Genomic DNA, 18,071 nt, shown 5'->3' on the forward strand with positions numbered 1-18,071 from the left:
ACAACGCACCCGCAGACGAAAACACCACCTCACCCCGCCGGAGCCACCCACGTCGTCGTGCCCAGCGCGGCCCGGTGCCCCAGCCCCGTCCGATACGCGTCCAACGCCGCCTCCACCCGCCCCGTACGCCGCAGCAGATCCCCCAGCAACCGGCACAGATCCGCAAGATCCCCCGCCGCCCCCGCCCGCTCCAGCAGACTCAGCGCCCGCACATAGTGCTCCTCCGCCGCCTCACTGTCCCGCGCGTCCTCCGCGATGATCCCCAGCAACCGATGCGCGGCAGCGGCATGCACGGCCCCCCGCTCGCTGGACAGTTCCCCCAGCACCCCTCGCAACAGCGCCGCCGCCTCCTCCGACCGTCCCCGCCGGTGCAGCACGTCCGCCAGTTCCACGGCGACCTGGCTGCTGTACAGCCCGGCCCGCCCCGCCGTCAGCATGGCCCGCGCCTCGCGCAACTCGGCCTCGGCGCGCTCCAGTTGCCCGTTCTGCGCGCAGACGTACCCCCGCATCCAGTGGCAGTGGGCCAGCTCGGTCCGGATCTGCAGCTGCCGGTACAGTTCGGCCGCCTTGGCCAGCGAGGCGTCCGCCTCGGCAAGCCGCCCCTCCGCGAGCATCGTCCGCGCCACGGACCGGTGCATCCGCGCCACGAGCGCCGGATCGTCCACCCGCGGCGCCAGCGCCAGCGCGAACTCCGCGGCCTGCGCGGCCCGCACCTGCGCCCCGAGGTCCATGTACGGCCCGATGGCCGACGCGTACAGCAGCATCAGCGCGTCCGGGTCGTGCAACCCGCCGCGGTTCAGCTCGTCGATCGCCGACTCCAGCAGGTACACGGCGTACCGCAGCTCCCCGGCGAGGTAGTGCGTCACCGCCCGCCCCCGCACGGCGGGCACCCGCGCCGGCAGCGGCGCGTCCGCGAGCCGCGCCTCGGCCCGCTCGAAGCATCCGCGGGCCGTCGCGAGCTCCCCGGTGTCGATCCCGCACTCCCCGAGCCCGAGCAGCGCCCCGGCCTCCACCTCGGCGATCCCGTGCTCCTCCGCCTGAGCCAGCAGCGCCGCGTACTGTGCCGCCGCCCCCTCCGCGTCCCCGCCGGCCAGAGTGCGCTGCGCCTCGGTGAGCCGCAGCCGCAGATCGGTGACGAGCCGGGCGGACCGCCCGGTCGCCAGCTCCTCGAAACCGACGCCGAGCCGCTCGGCGAGATACCGCAGGGCCGCGTCGGACGGCCGCACCCGTCCGGCCTCCAGCGTGGAGATGTACGCCGGGGTGTACGTGGGCTCGGCCAGCTGCCGCTGCGTCAGCCCCCGCCTGCTCCGCAACCGCTGCACGCGCCGCCCGATGACCTCGGGCGCATCCCGCTCCCGCGCCCCGCCACCACCACCGGACCCGCCACCCAAGACACCCATCCCGACCCCCAACTCCCCCGGCCCCTCTTGCCGTTGGCTTCCGGCACCCCCTAGGTTAAACGGCGTATTAAACCCACTTAACATGCGACTGTCATCGCCCGCCGCTGTCACCGCCCGCCGCTGCGAGGTTGCCGTGCACGTCCGCCCCTCCGCACGCCACGACCAGTCCTCCCCGCTCCCCACCCACCTCACCCACGCCCGCCTGCGGCCGCCCGGCACGACGCCCGTCACCCGGGGCGTCGTCGCGGCCGTCCTCGCCGTCGCGGCCCTGGTCACGGCGGCCAACGCCTGCCCGGCGAAGGCGGCGCCCCATCCCACCACCACGGTGCAGCCCCGCTGGCCGGGCCACCCCTAGACACCCCTCGCAGACCCCCACCTCAGTGGGGCAGCTCCCGCTTCAGCGCCCGGTTCAGCGACTCCGCCAGTTCCTGGTCGCTCGGCGTCTGCGCGCCCCCGCCCCGCGGCCCCACGTCGTACAGCGGACCCAGGGTGGTGATCAGCGTGCGGGACACCGCGCCGTACAGCGGTGTGCGCGGACGCTGCACGGCCTCCCGCAGGGCCGGCAGCAGGATCTGCCGGCGGTAGCTGAGGCCGCCGAGCCGGTCCGGTGGCGTCCGGCCGGGGCTCTCGCCGGTCGGGGACGCCGACGGCGTCTCCGCGTACACCGGCGCGTGCGTGCACGTCGCGCCGTCCTCGTAGGCGGACGTCCGTGTCGCCGCGAACCCGGCGCGCAGCAGGCAGCGCTCGCTGTCGGGGCCGGTGAGGAATCGGATCAGGTCGTACGCGTGCGCCGCCCGCTCGCCGGACGTCGTCGACGTGACCGCCAGGTCCTGCCCGCCCAGCACCGCCTTGCCCGGCAGCCGCGTCACCCCGAGGTCGTCCTTGAACGTCCCGTACAGCGTCGGGTACACGTACGGCCAGTGCCGCAGGAACGTCGTACGGCCCTGCGCGAAGTCGTCGAGCGAGCGCGCCTCGTCGGAGTCGTAGGCGTTCCGCAGCGTGTACGCCGTGCCGGTGCGCCGGCGCAGTTCGCCGATCCCGGCCGCGAGCTGCTCCTCGTCCCCCAGGTAGCGCCCCTTGGAGTCGGTGAGCCGGACGTCGTCGCCCCACGCGGACGCGAACGCCTCGACGGCGTTGACGGTCCGCCCCTCGTAGCCGTCGAGCTGGGTGGTCCACCCGGCCTCGTACCCCGTCGGGCGCTTGCGGTTGAGCGCCTCGATCAGCTCCCGCAGTTCGTCCCAGCTGACGCCGGTGCCCAGATCACTGCGCCCGCTGACCGCCGCCAGATGGTCCCGCCGGTAGTACAGCAGCCCGACGTCGCTGTTGAACGGCACCGCGTAGCGCTCGTCGTCCCACCGGGAGGTGTCGTCCACGGACGGCACCAGGTCGGACGTGCGCTCCACGGCGCTGTCCGGCAGCGGCTGGATCAGCCGGGCCGCGGCGAACTCCGGCACCCAGGTCACGTCCAGGTTGACCACGTCGTACGACGCACTGCCCGACTGCAACGCGCCGAGCAGCTGGCTGCGCTGCGCGTCGGCGGAGCCGGGCAGTTCCACCAGCCGGGCCCGGTAGCCGTCGGCGGGCTGGGTGCGGTTCCACGCGTCGATCAGCTGCTGCCGTATGCCGCCCTTGCCGGTGACGTCCCGCCCGCTGGCGACCACGATCCAGCGGGACGACGACGAGGACCCGGGCGTCGCGCTGTCGTCCGGGCCGGCTGTGCCGGTGCAGGCCGCCACGGCGAGCAGCGTCAGCACGGCGGCGATCCGTCGCAGTCTCATTCCTCCCCCGTCCCGGTCCGCGCGACTTCGTCGTGCAGCGCCGCCCCCAGGTCGTCCCCCGGGTCAAGGCAGCGCCCCGAACTCGCCGCGGCGATCCGCGCGTCGGGCCGGCCGCCGTCGCAGCCGCCGTTGGCCAGCGACACCATGACGACCGGTACCCGCGCCGTGCGCGCCCGCTTCAGGACGTCGTCGAGGTTGCGTCCGGTCAGCCGGTTGTCGTCCTCGTCGTCGGTGAGATAGACGATCAGCTGCGGCCGTTGGTCGTCGGTGCCGCGCCCGTGCAGGAACTCCAGCGCGTCCAGCAGCGCCGCGTGCGGGTCGGCCTCGGCGTCGCGCACCCGGGCCCGCCCGCCCGGGTCGAGGGCGCGGACGCCGTCGGCGCGCCGGTGGGTGCCGAACGGCAGCAGCTCGCTGTGGGTGGGCCCCGAGGTGCCGGCCACCCCCCACACGCCGTACTCGTCCCGGTCGCCGAGCCCGCCCAGGGACTGCTTGAGCAGGCCGGGCCCGCCGCTGGGCCCCTCCCACAGCCCGGCCATGGAGCCGGAGCTGTCGAGCAGGAACAGCACCTGTCCGGGGCCGCCCGCGCTGCGGTAGCGCTCCAGCGCCGCGTTCATCGCCGTCGGTTCGGCGGCCTCGCGCGGGGCGCCGGGGTCGGTCAGCACGCCGGGTGCGGCCTTGCCCGGGCCGAGCAGGCGGTGCGGGGCACCGGCGGACCGGAAGCCGTAGTCGCCGAGGACCTTGCGGCCGCCCTCGCCGCCGAGCCAGGCGTGGAACCGCTGTACGGCCTCGTCCCGGGCCTTGGCGTCCCGGTCGCCGTCCTCCCAGCGCACCCGTACGAACGTCGGCTGCAGGGCGGGCACGTCGTCGGGGTACTGCGCGACGCGCTGGGCGCGCACCATCTCCGAGGCGCAGCCGACGCCGCTCTTGAGCAGGAACTCGGGGGCGAGCACGGCGGTGCGCCGGTCCTGGGCGGGGTCGTAGGGCAGCGAGCACAGCAGCTCACCGGCGGTCGGCGCGGGCGACCCGCTCTGCCGCACGGTCCGTTCGACGGCCCGGGTGTCGCCCCCGCGCGCGTACAGCCCCATCGTGGCCAGGAGCGCGGTGTCGGTGAACTCGGGGTCGGGCCGCAGGACCTGGGCCCGGCCGCCGCGTGCCTCGAAGCGGGCGACCAGAGCGGCCAGCCCGCCGCCGGGCGCTTCTCCCTGCTGTTCCGCCGAACCGCCCGGCACCGCGAGCACCACCGGTGAGTAGGCCAACGGCTCTCCCAGCTGCTCCACATGGGCGAAGACCCGTCCCTCCTGTCCCGCGGTCACCCGGGTGACGTCGGCGGGGGAGGCCGGGATCCACACGTCCGGCTGCGGGCCGACGTCGCGCTGCGGATCGTCGTCGTCGCGCGGCTGCTGCCAGGCGTCGGTGCGGTCCCGCAGGGCTGCGACCGCGTCGGCGGCGCCCGCGCTGTCGACGGTGATGCCGGTGCGGCGGCAGCCGTCGCCGGTGTCGGAGGCGAGGTAGGCGTCGGCGGCCGCGGTCAGGGCCGGCTCCAGGTCGGGGTCGGTCAGCACGCGCAGTTCCAGCGGTGGGGCACAGGGGGCGCCGTCGTCGACCAGTACGGCGACGGCGTAGCCCCCGGCGGCCGTGGCGGCGAGGGCGAGCAGCAGGATCAGCCAGAGGCGCAGCCGACGCCGCAGCCGGGCGACCGTTTCACGCCAGAGGGCCGCGAGCGCCTGTAACGCGCGCCGCCGGAACGGCTCCGGCTCGGGACGGGGTACCGGTTCGCGTGCGACCGCCCGCACCAGCACGTCGTGCCCGGGTTCCCACGCCGCCTGCGGGTCCTGGTGGTCGCCGGCCCCGGTGGGGATCCGCGCCTCGCCCATCCGCTCCTTCAGCGCGGCGTACAGCTCGGTCAGCCACAGTTCACCACCGCTGCCGGCACCCCCCGTCCCGCTCTTCTCCAGGACGCGGACCAGGTGCCGGGTGAAGGGGGTGGCCCGGTTGCCGCCGCCGGGGTGGATGAGCCGGTTGGCCTGCACGCTCATCAGCAGCAGGATCTTCTGCCGTTCGCGCGGCTCGAAGCGGTGCCACACGCCGGCGGCGTTGCCGGCGTAGCAGCAGTCGAGGATCACCACGATCCGCTCGGCGCTGCTGGCGGCCAGCACCGCGAGCACCTCGGTCAGCGGGACGGCGCCGGGGAACACGTCGTGCCGGCCCCGTGCCACGCGTGCGTTGCGCATCTGCAGGAAGAGTTCGTCACCGGCGGCGGTGACGATGCCGTGCCCGGCGAAGTAGAGCAGCAGCAGCCCGCGCGCGTCCCGCGCGACCCGGTGCAGGGCGGCCGCGAACTCGTCGTGGGCCGGCGAGACGCACGGCACGACCTCCCCCTCGCGGAAGAGCCCGCCACGGTAGAGGGCCTCGGTGAGGGTGGTGCGGTTGTAGCGGACGGCGGGCAGCTGTCCGGGCACGCCGTCCGGGGCGTCGGCCCTGGTGTGGTCGTACTCGGACACGCCGACGATGAGCGCCCGGTTGGCCATCCCCCGTGGGTCGAAGCTCACCGGTCTAGTCCTCGTCGGAGTCCAGTGGCTCGACCCGTGTCCTCGGCGGTTCGCCGTCCTCGACGCGCCGGCGGTTGGCCTGCCAGGCCCTGACCGCACGCGCGGTGTACTCGGCCAGCGCGGCGACCGTGGTGACGTCCCCGGCGATGCGGAGCGCGATCTCCCACACGGAGCCCATGTGCTCCTCGGCCGCGTCCGTGCTGGGCCGCACCTCGATGTGCAGCGTTCCCCGGCGCACCAGGTCCTGGAGCGGCTGTTCCTGTTCCAGCCACGCCTGAAGCGCTCCCGCGTCGGTTCTGCTCGCGCTCGCGTCCAAACTGACCCGTACGCCCGCCCCGGCCACTGCGTCCCCCTCAGCCATGTGCCTCATCATGACACCGGCTCAGGTGGTGAAGGGAGACCTTGGACGGACCTCGCGCACCCGGTGTGCGCGGCCGCTCACACCCGGGTAGGCGACTGGGGGCGGTCGTCCAACTGCCGCAGCTGGCCCAGAACATGATCCAGTGCGCCCTCCCGCCGTCCCGGCACCCGGCCCCGCACCTCGGCGAGCGCCGCTCCCAGGTCCCGCGCCCGGTCCGCGTCGCGGATCGACGCCCACTGGTGGTGCGCCCGGTCCACCGCGGCCTCCACCGCGGGCGCGTCGGGTGCCTGCCCGGCGGCGAGCCGCGCCACGGCGACGGCGAGCCAGGTCCGGCAGCTGCGCACCGGGTCCCCGGCGAACATCGCGAGGTCGGCGCGGACCTCCGTCCAGTGCAGCGCCTCGTCGGAGCCGGGGCCGTGAGCCCGCCGGGCGGCCTGTTCCCACTGGGCGGCGAGCGCGTCGGCGTCGGCGTGCCGTCCTTCGCGCACGGCGGTGCTGAGCGCCACGTGCGGGTCGGTGGGGGCCGGTCCGGGCGCGCTCAGCACCAGGTCGTGCAGGCAGCCGTCCGCGGCGATCCGGGCCAGCGCCTGCTCGTGCAGCTGCGGCAGCGGCGGCCGCCGCCCGCTGCGCAAGATCGTCGCGACCGCCTTCATGTACGCGGGTGCCGCCACGCTGCGCCGGCCGGGCGGCGGTGCGATGCGACCGTAAACGGCGGTGCCGCGGCCCGAGTCGAGCGGCGAGCTGCGCAGCCACTGCCAGCACTCGGCGTCGGCGTGCAGATCGACCACGAGGGTGGTACTGCCACCGGCCCGCAGCCGCAGCTCCTCACGGAACCAGTGCCAGGGGAAGGCGGTGTAGCGCACGCTGGCCGCGGTGGTGCGGGCCAGCGCCAGATGGGGCAGGCGCTGACGCCGGTCCAGCTGGAGCTGCCCGGTGACGAACACCGTCAGCGGCCCGGGCGCGGCCGCGGCGGCCCGCAGCCGGGTCAGCACGGCCTGCGGCTCCAGCGGGTCGGCGAGTTCGACGACGTTCGCGGTGTCCGTCCCGGCGAGCACGGCGGGCGGCACGGCGGCCAGGACGGGGAGCACGGAGGCCGCGTCCACCAGACATCCCCGCCCCACCGGCGAGGCCGCGAGCAGCAGCGCGGTTCCGGCCATCGGCCACTCCCCCCTGACGACTGTGGTGGATCACGTACGGCAGCACCGTAACGGCTGCGGGTGCAAAGGGGGACCGGGGGCGGCAGCGAGGACCGGGACGGCGCCGGGCGAGGCGACCGGGAAGGGCGTGCGGCGGCCGGACTCCGGCCGCGTCAACGCCGGTCTGTACCGGGGTGGAGGCCCGGATTCGGGAGGCGGTCAGCCACCCGTGTCCCCGTCACCCGTCCGGGGTGCGGTCAGCGTCGGCGGTACACGGCGAAGACCGTCGTGTCGTCGTCGAGGCGGCCCCCGCAGTGGTGCAGGGTCGCGTCGCGGACATGGGTGACCAGGCGGTCCGGCTCGGCTGCGCGGGGGTCGGCCCGGACGGCGCGGGCCACGTCCTCGGCCAGCGGGTAGAAGCAGCCGGTGTCGTCCCGGGCCTCGGTCACCCCGTCGGTGACCAGCAGCAGCGTCTCGTCGGGGGACAGCAGCACACGGCGCGCGCGGGGCGGGGCGCCGGTGAGGTCGCCGAGGCCGAGCGGGAGCCCGTCGCCCTCCGGCAGCGGCCGTACGCCCCCGGGGCCCACCGCGAGCGGCGGCTCATGGCCGAAGAGGACCAGGTCGACGGCGTCGGGCGCGTCGGGCGGGAAGTCCAGCAGGACGGCCGTGGCGAAGCGGTCGGCGTCGGTGCGGCCGAGGGCGGCCGTGTGCCCGCGGTGGCGCACCATGCGGGTCTCCAGATGCCGGGCGACCGTCAGCAGGTCCGGCTCGTGGTACGCCGCCTCCCGGAACGTGCCCAGCAGCGCGGCCGCCGCCTCCACCGCCCCGAGCCCCTTGCCCTGTACGTCGCCGAGCAGCACCCGGGTGCCGTGCGGGCCGGGCTGGATGTCGTAGAAGTCGCCGCCCATCCGGGCGTCGGTGTCCGCGGCGAGGTAGACGGCGGCGTGGTCGAGGCCGCCCCAGTGCGGGGGCAGCGGGCGCAGCACGGTACGGCGGGTGGTATCGGCGATCTGCATCATGTGCAGCATCCGCCGTTCGTCGCGCACCCGGACCGCGCAGGCCAGCGTGGCGAGGACACCGCCGACGGTGACGAGGACGAAGTCCGCCAGACCGGACTGGTACCGGTTCGGCCAGGCGCCGTCCACGACGACGTAGGTGATGACCGCGAGCACCGCGAAGGCGGCCGTGCCCCACACCCCGCAGATCGCCGCAGCGATGCCGGGCACCAGCACGATCCAGGAGACGATGCGGAACTCGCCGGGTGTGTTGATGTCGACGACGGCGATCGCCGCGAGCAGCAGCAGCGGCGGCAGCCAGGCCACGCTGCGGCCGCGGATCTGCAGGAGCTGGTGGCGGTGCACGACGTCCCGGCGGCGCCCGGTGCGGGGGGGACGGGCATGCCGGTCCGGGCCGGGGCTGTCCGTGGCGCCGCTGTACATGCCTGCCGGGTGCTCGCTGTCCGTGGCGCCGCCGTACAGGCCTGCGCCGTCCGGGTGCTCGCTGTCCGTGCCGCCGCTCACGCACCCCAGCGAAACATGGGCCCGCGCGGCTCGCATCAGCGTCCGCCACAGGGGCACACGTCGACTTGCCGGTGGTCCCCGCCAGGTGTGCTCTGGAAGGTGGGGGCGAGGAGAGAGAGGAGCGCTCTCATGGCTCATGCGGCACCCGCGCCCGGGAGCGGCCGTACACGCGGCGCGATCGGCACCCGCCTCGGTGCGCTCGGCGCCCGCCGGGCGCCCAACGGACTGCCCGACGTCCTCAGCGAACGGACGCACACCCTGGCGAGGTACGGCATCCCCGTCGTCCTCGGGCTCGTCTACGGCTACTGGGCCGCGGCCAACCGGCGCGACGGCGGGCCCATCACGGGCTGGAACCTGCTGTTCGGCTTCGTCACCGCCGTCGTGTTCATCGTGCTGTGCATCGGCGTCGCCCTCTTCGCCCCGCGGCTCATGCGCGAACTGCACTCGGGCGTGAAATCGGCCTTCGCCGGCATCGCCATCGGTTTCCTGTACAGCCAGACCGGCGACAGCATCATGCGGTCCGTGACCCTGGGGCTGATCACCGGTGCGGCCATCTACCTCGTGTTCTTCTACCGCTACTACACACGGGAGGACGCCGAGGGCCACCGCATCCGGTGAGGCCGCCGCGGGCTCGGCGGTCTGCGCGCACACGTGGGCCCCGGTGTGTTGCACCGGGGCCCACGTTTCCCTCATCCCTCCACTCACCGGGCGCCGGAACCCCGTGCCGGGCGTCCGGAGAGGACTCGGAAGAACCGCATGCGGCGCTTCCTTCTCCTCCGTAACGGAAACGTCCGCAAGCACCAGGAAACACCCGTTCGGATGAACCCTCCACCGGAGAGCGGAATGCCCAGCTCCAGGCGCCGGCCCGGGTTGCCGCGGGCCACCCGTACGGCCCACGCCCGCTGGCGGCGCGCACGCCGGGCGCGTTGCCTTGAAGCGTGTCGTCCCGACGTCTGCGGACCGCTCTGTCGGCCGTCCTCATAGTCCTGTCCTGCCTGCTGGTGCCGCTCGGCGCGCTGGCGGCATGGGCGGCGTACGGCCTGACCGACACCGGGCGGTACGTCACCACGATGGCGCCGCTGGCCGGTGATCCCGCCGTGCAGGGGCAGATCGCCGACACCGTCGGCGAGGGCATCCTGCGGCAGGTCGACACCGGGACGGCACAGGGCGCGATGGGGCCGTTCGTGCACGACGCGGTGCGGTCGTTCACGCATACCGAGGCGTTCCGTGCCGCCTGGGTCACGGCGAACCGGTCCGCCCACGACGCCGTGCTGCGGGCGCTGCGGGCGGACGACGACCGGGCGGTGACCGTCGACCTCGCGCCGGTCACCGCGCAGGTCAAGCGGCAGCTCGCCGAGGACCACGTGCCGCTGGCCGCGCGGATCCCCGTGCGGCACACGGAGGTCGCCCTGTTGTCGGCGGAGGATCTGTCGCGGCTGCGGAAGGGTTATGACGTGCTGGAAGTCGCGGGGTTCTGGCTGCCCGTCGCGGCCGTCGCTCTGGCCGCCGCCGGGATCGGCCTCGCCGCCTGCCGGCGGCGGGCGCTGACCGCGACGGCCCTGGGCACGGCGATGGGCGGGGCGCTGCTCGGGGGTGCGGTGGCGGTGGTGCGGCGGATGACGTTGCGGGGGTTGCCGGCGGAGGTCTCCGCTCAGGCGGCGGGGGCGGTGTACGACGCGCTGACGGAGACGTTGCGTACGGCGTCGTGGATGCTGCTGACACTGGGGCTGACGGTGGCGGGGCTGACGTGGCTGCTGGCCCGGGCGGGGCGGAGGCGGCGGGGGGTGGCGGCGGTGGCGGAGCCGGTGGCTCCGCCAGTGTGAGCGGTTCGTCTGCGGGTGCGTTGTGGCTGGTCGCGCCCACGCGGCGGAGCCGCATGTCGAATACAGGTGCCTTGGAACGCCGGGTGCTCAGCCTCTGTCCTTCGGGCCCCCTCGGGCCACCTCCGCCAAGACCCTCAGTGCCCTCAGCAAATCGGGTTCCCGGGATGACGCCAGGCCCAGGCGGACCGTGTTCGGGGTCGTGCGGGACGCCACCGCGAAGGCCGTGCCCGGGGTGACCGCGATGCCGTGCGCCGCGGCCGCCGCCGTGAAGGTGTCCGCGCGCCACGGTGCCGGCAGCTCCCACCAGGCGTAACACGCCCGCGGATCCGCCCGTACCGTGAACCCCGCCAGTTCCCGCCGCACCAGTTGCTGCCGCCGCGCCGCCTCCGCCCGCTTGGCCGCGACGAGGCGGGTCACCGTCCCGTCCCCGGCCCACCGCACCGCCGCCTGAAGCGCGAAGCGCCCCGCGCTCCAGCCGCCCGCGCGCACCGCGTCGGCCACGCCTGCGACCCGGCCGGGCGGGACGACGAGGAAGCCGGCGGTCAGTCCGGGGGCGACCCGCTTGGACAGCCCGTCGACGAGGTGCACCAGCTCGGGCGCGTGCGCCGCCAGCGGCAGGGCGGGACGGAGGAAGGACCAGATCCGGTCCTCGATCACCGGAATGCGCAGCTCGGTGATCACGCCGGCCACCTGCTCGCGGCGTTCGCCGCTCATGCTGACGGACGTCGGGTTGTGCAGCGTCGGCTGGAGATAGAGCGCGGCCAGGGGAGTGGAGCGGTGCGCGGCGGCGATCGCGTCCGGGCGCACGCCCAGCGTGTCGGTGGACAAGGGGACGAGGGTGCGGCCCAAGCCCGCCGCGATGTCCTTGACCAGCGGGTACGTCAGTTCCTCGACGCCCGCGCGGCCGCCCGGCGGGACCAGGGAGACCAGCGCGGCGGCGATGGCCTGGCGGGCGTTGCCGGTGAAGAGCACCTGCCCGGGGTCGGGCCGCCAGCCGGGCACGGCGAGCAGGTCGGCGGCGGCCGCGCGGGCCTCGGCGGTGCCGTCGGCGGCGGCCGGGCGCAGCGCCTCGGTGAGCGCGCCGGGGTGCATCAGGGCGGTGAGGGCGGGGGCGAGCAGGTCTGCCTGGCCGTCGGCGACCGGGTAGTTGAGTTCCAGGTTGACCGGCGCGGCGGTGGCCTCCTCGGCGAGCGCGCGGCCGCCGGGCGCCTCGGGGGCGGCCCGGACGAACGTGCCCCGGCCGACCTCGCCCACCACCAGTCCACGCCGGACCAGTTCGCCGTACACCCGTTCCGCGGTGGACGCGGCGATCCCGTGGCGGCGGGCGAACGCCCGCTGGGGCGGAAGCCGCCGGCCCGGGCTCAGCCGTCCCGCGGTGATGTCGGCGGCCACACGGTCGGCGATCCGCCGGTAGTCCTGCATGCCGCCTCCCCCGTCATTGCACCGAGGGCAAAGATTTTATTGCCCCGAGAAGCCGGCCGCTCCTAGGGTCGCTGCCATGTCTCCCTTCCTCGCCCACGAGGACCACGGCGCGCACTCCTCGCGGCCGCCCCTGGTCCTCGTCCACGGTCATCCCTTCGACCGCACGATGTGGGCCCCGCAGGCCGCCGCCTTCGCGTCCGACCGCCGGGTGATCGTCCCCGACCTGCGCGGTTACGGCGCCTCCCCGGTCGTGCCCGGCAGCACACCGCTGTCCGTCTTCGCGCGGGACATCGAGGCGCTGCTGGACGAGCTGGCGGTGGACGGCTTCGTCCTGGCGGGGCTGTCCATGGGCGGCCAGATCGCCATGGAGTGCTACGACCGCTTCGGCGACCGGGTGCGCGGCCTGGTCCTCGCCGACACCTTCCCGGCGGCGGAGAGCGCGGCGGGCAAGGTGGCACGCAACGCGATGGCCGACCGTCTGCTGAGCGAAGGCATGCGCGGATACGCCGACGAGGTGCTGGAGAAGATGGTCGCCCCGTACGCGGACGAGGCCGTCAAGGCGCACGTGCACCGCATGATGACGTCCGCACCGCCCGAGGGCGCCGCCGCTGCCCTGCGCGGCCGTGCCGAACGCCCCGACTACCGGGCCCTGCTGACCCGGGTGGCCGTGCCGGCGCTGGTGGTGGTCGGCGCCGACGACACGTACACGCCGGTCGCCGACGCCGAGGCGATGCACGCCGCCCTCCCCGACTCCACCTTGGTGGTGATCGACCACGCGGCCCACCTGCCCAACCTGGAACGCCCGGAGGAGTTCAACGCGGCGCTGGCCGCGTTCCTGGCGAAGGTGGACGCCCCGGCCGCCGTCTGAGGACGGGAAACCGCCGGCAGGCTCCCGGGACCGGCCACTGCCGTCACCCCGGACAGCGCGTTTCTCGCGCGCCACCCCGTGCGTCAGGCCGGTGGAGAGACGATCCTGGAGCTGTGGGTGCCTGCCGAGGAGCTGGACGAGTTCAACGCGCACATCGTGGGGCGCATCGAGGTCGTGCGCGTCTTCCAGTGACGTGGACACCGGCGCCGCCAGGCGTCTTCGCGCCGGCGGTTCGGGGCGGCCGATGAGCGCCTGGTTCGCGGGGCTGCTGCTGGCCGCAGTGAGTGTCCTGGTCGGGTGCCGGATCGCCGACACCGACGCCGTCACGCCCGTGCCCCAGCTGCTGGCCTTTCTGCCGTGGCTGCTGGTGCCGACCGGCACCGGGCTGCTGCTGGCGCTGCTGGGCCGGTGGTGGGTGGGTGTGGTGTGGGGCGTGGTCGTGCTGGCGGGGCTCGCCTGGTTCATCGAGCCGTACGGCAAGGACAGCGAGCCCTCGGGGCCGGCCGTCGCCTCCTTCCGCGTCCTGACCTCGAACACGCAGTTCGGCCGGGCCACCGGCGCCCTGCTCGCGGCCGTACGGCAGCAGCGGCCGGACGTGGTGTTCGTGCAGGAGTGCGACAACCGGCGGTGCGACATCGCGCTGCGCCGGGAACTCGCCGTCGCCTACCCCTACCGGCAGTCCGTGGACGGCGCCGGCTCGCAGGGCTCCGTGATCCTCAGCCGCTTCCCGCTCGAGCCCGCCCCCGGCGTGCCCGCCGCCATGGGCATGCCCGGCGCGGTCGCCGACGTACACGGTCACGCCGTACGGCTGCAGCTCGCTCACCCCATGCCGCCGGTGCCCGGTGGCCTCGGGCCGTGGCGCCGCGAGCTGGAGCGGCTGCGCGACTTCGCCGCGGCCGGCCGGGGCACGCCGACGATCATCGCCGGCGACTTCAACGCCTCCCAGGACCACGCCGCCTTCCGCCGCATCCTCGACACCGGCCTGTACGACGCCGCCCGGCTGGCCGGGCACGACCGCGCCCCGAGCTGGCCATCCCGGACCACGCCCGTCTTCGGCGTGCAGATCGACCATGTGCTGCTGACCGGCGACTTCTCCGTCACCCGGGCCCGCTTCCTGACACTGACCGGCAGCGACCACCGCGCACTCGTCACCGACGTCACCCTGCACCGCCGGTGACCCCCGGACAACGGCGACGCGGGCCGCCCTGTGCAGGAGGGCGACCCGCGTCCCGGTGGGGGGTGTGGGGAGAGCGGCAGCGGACTAACGGGCCTTGTGCAGGGCCTTGTCGAGGGCGGCGGCGAAGCCGTACGCCCACAGCTGGTTCACGCGCGAGCGCTCGGTCGCGTTCGGGTAGGGGTTCGTGCAGGACGGGCCGGGGCCGCCGCCCGACATCAGCTCACTGCACGGGCCGGAGTAGTGGTCCGGCAGCCCGAGGACGTGCCCGGTCTCGTGCGCGGTCACCCGCGTGGAGTCGTACTGCTGGTTCTGCCGGTAGTCGAGGAAGATGTAGCCGCTGCCGTGGCCGTCGGTGGAGGCGTACGAGCCACGGGAGTCGTTGCCCTCGTAGTAGGCGAAGTCGGCGTTCGAGCCCGCCGCGAGTCTGACGTTGGACACCGAGCTGTTCCATATCTGGGCGGCCCGGGATATCTGCGCGCTGAACGACGGCGCGCCGGACGGGTCGTAGACCACCGTGACGGCGGCCGTGCTGCTCGGGTCGGCGGCCCGCTTGGCGGCGACGGACTTCACCACCGCGTCGAAGAAGGCCTGGTTCGCCCTGGCCTCGGCCGCCGAGCCGGTGTAGCCCTGGTGCTGCTGCGGCGCCGGCGCCGGGGAGGCCGTGGCCAGGCCGGGCGTGGCGAGGCCGAGAGCGATCGCGGTGGCCGCCGTGACAGCGGACAGGGGCATACGCATGCGCATCGATGACTCCTGGGGTGGGGGTCGAGTCACTTGCCATCCGTGAGTTTCTGCGCCACTGCGGCGCCTGTGATGATGGCAACCGGCGATAGCCCGGCCCTATCGCCGCTCAACCAGCCCTTTTACGCCGGTAGTTGAACCCCTGGTGTAACCCTGGCTTCCGCTTTACTCTCCGGGGGCATGGAGCTCGAGGTGAGGCACCTCCGCGCGCTGTGCGCCATCGCGGACACCGGCAGCCTGCACCGGGCCGCCCGCCATCTCGGCGTGTCCCAGCCCTCGTTGAGCGGCCAGCTGCGCCGCATCGAACAGGAGCTGGGCGGCGCACTGTTCCTGCGCGCCCGCACCGGCTGCCGCCCCACCCCGCTCGGCCGGCTGGTGCTCAGCCGGGCCCGCCCCCTGGTCGCCGACCTGCGCTCCCTGGTCGCCGAGGCCCGCGCCGCCGCCGTCGGCGGACCCCACTTGCGCATCGGCTCCACCGCCAGCCGCGCCCTGCCCGGCTGGCTGCGCCGGCTGCGGCAACGCTGTCAGGAGACCAGCCTGCACATGGACGTCTCCCCCAACGCCCTGCTGCGCATGGTCGCCGACGGCCAGCTCGACGTGGCGTTCGTGCATGAGGTCGAGGGCTGTCCGCTGCGCGTCCCCGAAGGGCTGCGCACCCGCGTCCTGGTCGAGCGCGAACCGCAGTTCGTGTCGCTGCCGGCCGACCACCCGGCCGCCGCGAAACCGGTCGTCGACCTCGCCGACCTGGCCGAGGACCGCTGGATGGTCGACCCGACGGTGGACGGCGAGTGGGACGCCGTCCGCCGCATGCTGCAGCTGGCCGGGCTGAGCCCCCGCGTCCTGCACGGCGACTACCACACGGCCGCCTCCCTGGTGGCGACCGGCGAGGTCGTCACCGTCTGCCAGCCCACGTCCCTGTCCCGCCCGGAATCGGCCGTCCGCCGGCTGCGGGGCGACCCGCTCGGCGTACGGCTGCTGCTCGCGGCCCGGACGGAGACGGAACTGGACGGTGTGTGCCCGGCGCTGCGGGAGGCGTACTGGGAGGCGGCGCGCCAGTCCCCGGCGTACCGGGAGTGGCTGGAAAGCAGCGCCGCCGCGCTCGCGTTCTCCCAGGCATGAGGCACGGCGCCGGACGACGGTGCCGTCGTCCGTGGGCCTGTCGGACGCCTCGGACGCCTCGGACGCCTCAGACGCCTCAGACGCCGATGTCCTCGCCGTCGGCCCGCCACACCGCGACGACGGCCGGGCGGACGATCTTCCCGGGACCGTCCGGCCAGGTGCTGGCCGGCTGCTCCACCGACGCCCCGTCGACCTCACCGGGATGCTGTACGGCGACCAGCACCCGCCGGTCCTGCACGAGCGGACCGCAGGTCTCGGCGCCAGTGGGCACGGTCAGGAACTGCTTCAGCTCACCGCGCCGCTCACCCCGCGTCGCCACGCCGAACAGGCCGTCGTGCCCGCCGAGCTGGTTGCCGTCGGTGGAGATCCACAGGTTGCCGTGCGGGTCGAAGGCCACGTTGTCCGGGCAGGAGATGGGGCTGACCCTGTCCTTGGGGAACCCGGCGAAGTAGGTGGATGCGTCGTCCGGGTCACCGGCGACCAGGAACAGGGACCAGGCGAAGGTGGTGGCGTCGGCCCGGCCGCGCCGCTCGGTCAGCTCCAGGATGTGCCCGTGCTTGTTGCCGTTGCGGGGGTTGGCCTCGTCGGCGGGCGCGTAGCCGGCCTTGCCGCGGTTGGAGTTGTTGGTGAGAACGACGTACACCTTGCCGGTGTGCGGGGAGGGCTGGATGTCCTCGGGGCGGTCCATCTTCGTCGCGCCCACCTTGTCGCCGGCGAGCCGGGTGAAGACGAACACCTCCTCGGCCCTCATCCCCTCCACGTGCGAGACGGCACCGTCGGCGGTGGCGGTGGCGGTGGCCAGCGGGATCCACTGCCCGCCGCCGTCGAACTCCCCGTCCTCGGGGAGCTTCCCGGTGCCGTCGAACTCCGCGGCCGGTGAGTCGCCGGTCAGCTTGGCGACGTACAGCGTGCCCTCGTCGAGCAGCGACAGGTTGTGCTCGCGCACGGCCCGCGAGCTGCCGTGCCGCATCCGCTTGCTGCCGACGAACTTGTAGAAGTAGTCGAACCGCTCGTCGTCACCGGAGTACACGACGGGCCGTCCGTCCTCGGTGAGCCGCACGGTGGCGGCCTCGTGCTTGAACCGCCCGAGCGCGGTGTGCTTGCGGGGCGTGGAGGAGGGGTCGTACGGATCGAACTCGACCACATACCCGAACCGGTGCACCTCGTTGGGCTCCTGCGCGAGGTCGAAACGCTTGTCGAAGCGTTCCCACTTGCGTTCGGTGGCCCCGGTGCCGATCCCGTACCGCTTGTCGGTGGCGCGGCCGCCGTGCGCGAAGTACTGGTTGAAGTTCTCCTCGCCGTGCAGGGTCGTCCCCCACGGTGTGGTCCCGCCGGAGCAGTTGTTGAGCGTGCCGAGGACCCTCGCGCCGGTGGGGTCGGCGGAGGTCTTGAGCAGGTCGGAGCCCGCGGCGGGCCCGGTGAGCCGGAAGGAGGTCGTGGCGGTGACGCGCCGGTTGAGCGGGTGCCGCGGGACGGCGGTCAGCTTCCCGCTCCGGCGGTCCTCCTCCACGACGACGGCCGACAGACCGTGGGCGGCCCAGGCGACCTCGACCTGCTGCCGGGTCGGGTTCTCGGGGTCGTAGCCGCGGAACATGAGCACTTCGTCGGTGTACTCGTGGTTGGCGACGAGGAGCTGCCGGTGCCGCTCACCGGGCAGCGGCAGCAGGGCGAGGAAGTCGTTGTTGTACCCGAACTGCCCGGCCTGCGCGGCCGCGGTCTGCCGCTCCGGGTCGAAAGCGGGCGCACCACGCAAAATGGGCTCGCCCCAGCGGATGACGACGTTCTGCCCGTAGCCGTCGGGGACGGTGACCTGGTCGGCGGTGTTGGGCGCGACCGGCGTGAAGCGCAGCCCGCGGGCGGCGCGGCCGTGGTGCGCCGACGACGCGGTGGCGGCGGCCGGCCCGGCGGCGGCGGCGACACCGGCGCTCCCGGCCGCGGCGGCCACGGTGACGACGGCGGCGGCACGCAGAGCGCTGCGGCGGCTGAGGGCACCGGCGATCACGTCACCGACGTACGCGTTGGCGCTGGTGTTGGGCACCTCGTGGAAACAGGCGTCACCGCACCGGAACCGGCAGGTCAGAGCGGACCGCCCACCCGGGTGCGAAACGGACGGTGTCCCTATGAGCGGCAGCAGCTTGCGCACTTTACTCTCCCCTTGCGTGCCCTTGATGTGATCGTGA

At 74.4% G+C, this 18,071-nt stretch carries 15 protein-coding genes; 6 read left to right on the forward strand and 9 right to left on the reverse strand.

Going from position 1 to position 18,071, the window contains the following annotated elements:
* Positions 1-29 precede the first annotated feature (29 nt).
* A complete protein-coding gene (locus ACF1GV_RS13690; protein WP_391680065.1) occupies positions 30-1,400 on the reverse strand; it encodes a helix-turn-helix domain-containing protein in 1,371 nt (456 codons plus the stop codon).
* 82 nt (positions 1,401-1,482) lie between these two features.
* Here ACF1GV_RS13690 and ACF1GV_RS13695 point away from each other — a divergent pair, with 82 nt between their 5' ends.
* Complete coding sequence (locus tag ACF1GV_RS13695; RefSeq protein WP_391680067.1) at positions 1,483-1,755, forward strand: hypothetical protein; 273 nt, start codon at positions 1,483-1,485, stop codon at positions 1,753-1,755.
* 22 nt (positions 1,756-1,777) lie between these two features.
* Here ACF1GV_RS13695 and ACF1GV_RS13700 read toward each other — a convergent pair whose 3' ends face one another.
* From ACF1GV_RS13700 to ACF1GV_RS13720, 5 genes are all read right to left on the reverse strand, one after another.
* Positions 1,778-3,178, reverse strand: a complete 1,401-nt coding sequence (locus tag ACF1GV_RS13700) for an extracellular solute-binding protein (RefSeq protein ID WP_391680068.1) — start codon at positions 3,176-3,178, stop codon at positions 1,778-1,780.
* A complete protein-coding gene (locus tag ACF1GV_RS13705; protein ID WP_391680070.1) occupies positions 3,175-5,727 on the reverse strand; it encodes a substrate-binding domain-containing protein in 2,553 nt (850 codons plus the stop codon). The genes ACF1GV_RS13700 and ACF1GV_RS13705 overlap by 4 nt, the downstream gene beginning before the upstream one ends.
* Positions 5,728-5,731: 4 nt before the next feature.
* Positions 5,732-6,088, reverse strand: a complete 357-nt coding sequence (locus ACF1GV_RS13710) for a hypothetical protein (RefSeq protein WP_391680071.1) — start codon at positions 6,086-6,088, stop codon at positions 5,732-5,734.
* Between the two features lie 77 nt (positions 6,089-6,165).
* Complete coding sequence (locus ACF1GV_RS13715; protein ID WP_391680073.1) at positions 6,166-7,245, reverse strand: hypothetical protein; 1,080 nt, start codon at positions 7,243-7,245, stop codon at positions 6,166-6,168.
* A 236-nt stretch (positions 7,246-7,481) separates the two neighbouring features.
* Entirely contained in the window at positions 7,482-8,663 is a 1,182-nt protein-coding gene (locus ACF1GV_RS13720; protein WP_391680431.1) for a PP2C family protein-serine/threonine phosphatase, read from the reverse strand.
* A 210-nt stretch (positions 8,664-8,873) separates the two neighbouring features.
* Between ACF1GV_RS13720 and ACF1GV_RS13725 the strand changes: the two genes are divergently transcribed.
* Together ACF1GV_RS13725 and ACF1GV_RS13730 are read left to right on the forward strand one after the other, a co-directional pair.
* Positions 8,874-9,362: a hypothetical protein gene (locus tag ACF1GV_RS13725; protein ID WP_391680075.1), complete on the forward strand. Its 489-nt coding sequence runs from the start codon at positions 8,874-8,876 to the stop codon at positions 9,360-9,362.
* A 320-nt stretch (positions 9,363-9,682) separates the two neighbouring features.
* Entirely contained in the window at positions 9,683-10,567 is an 885-nt protein-coding gene (locus ACF1GV_RS13730; protein WP_391680077.1) for a hypothetical protein, read from the forward strand.
* Between the two features lie 87 nt (positions 10,568-10,654).
* Here ACF1GV_RS13730 and ACF1GV_RS13735 read toward each other — a convergent pair whose 3' ends face one another.
* Positions 10,655-11,989, reverse strand: coding sequence for a PLP-dependent aminotransferase family protein (locus tag ACF1GV_RS13735; protein ID WP_391680079.1), 1,335 nt, complete (start codon positions 11,987-11,989; stop codon positions 10,655-10,657).
* Between the two features lie 76 nt (positions 11,990-12,065).
* Here ACF1GV_RS13735 and ACF1GV_RS13740 point away from each other — a divergent pair, with 76 nt between their 5' ends.
* Both ACF1GV_RS13740 and ACF1GV_RS13745 read left to right on the forward strand, forming a co-directional pair.
* Complete coding sequence (locus ACF1GV_RS13740; RefSeq protein WP_391680081.1) at positions 12,066-12,857, forward strand: alpha/beta fold hydrolase; 792 nt, start codon at positions 12,066-12,068, stop codon at positions 12,855-12,857.
* 244 nt (positions 12,858-13,101) lie between these two features.
* Complete coding sequence (locus ACF1GV_RS13745; RefSeq protein ID WP_391680082.1) at positions 13,102-14,034, forward strand: endonuclease/exonuclease/phosphatase family protein; 933 nt, start codon at positions 13,102-13,104, stop codon at positions 14,032-14,034.
* Between the two features lie 84 nt (positions 14,035-14,118).
* Here ACF1GV_RS13745 and snpA read toward each other — a convergent pair whose 3' ends face one another.
* A complete protein-coding gene (gene snpA / locus ACF1GV_RS13750; protein WP_391680432.1) occupies positions 14,119-14,769 on the reverse strand; it encodes a snapalysin in 651 nt (216 codons plus the stop codon).
* 183 nt (positions 14,770-14,952) lie between these two features.
* On the opposite strand from snpA, the gene ACF1GV_RS13755 reads away from it, so the two are divergent.
* Positions 14,953-15,891 (forward strand): LysR substrate-binding domain-containing protein, encoded by a 939-nt coding sequence (locus ACF1GV_RS13755; RefSeq protein ID WP_391680083.1) that lies wholly within the window; start codon positions 14,953-14,955, stop codon positions 15,889-15,891.
* A 76-nt stretch (positions 15,892-15,967) separates the two neighbouring features.
* On the opposite strand, the gene ACF1GV_RS13760 is transcribed toward ACF1GV_RS13755, so the two are convergent.
* Positions 15,968-18,034 (reverse strand): PhoX family protein, encoded by a 2,067-nt coding sequence (locus ACF1GV_RS13760; protein WP_391680085.1) that lies wholly within the window; start codon positions 18,032-18,034, stop codon positions 15,968-15,970.
* Positions 18,035-18,071 lie beyond the last annotated feature (37 nt).

Source organism: Streptomyces sp. NPDC014006 (genome assembly GCF_043088925.1).
Taxonomy (GTDB): Bacteria; Actinomycetota; Actinomycetes; order Streptomycetales; family Streptomycetaceae; genus Streptomyces.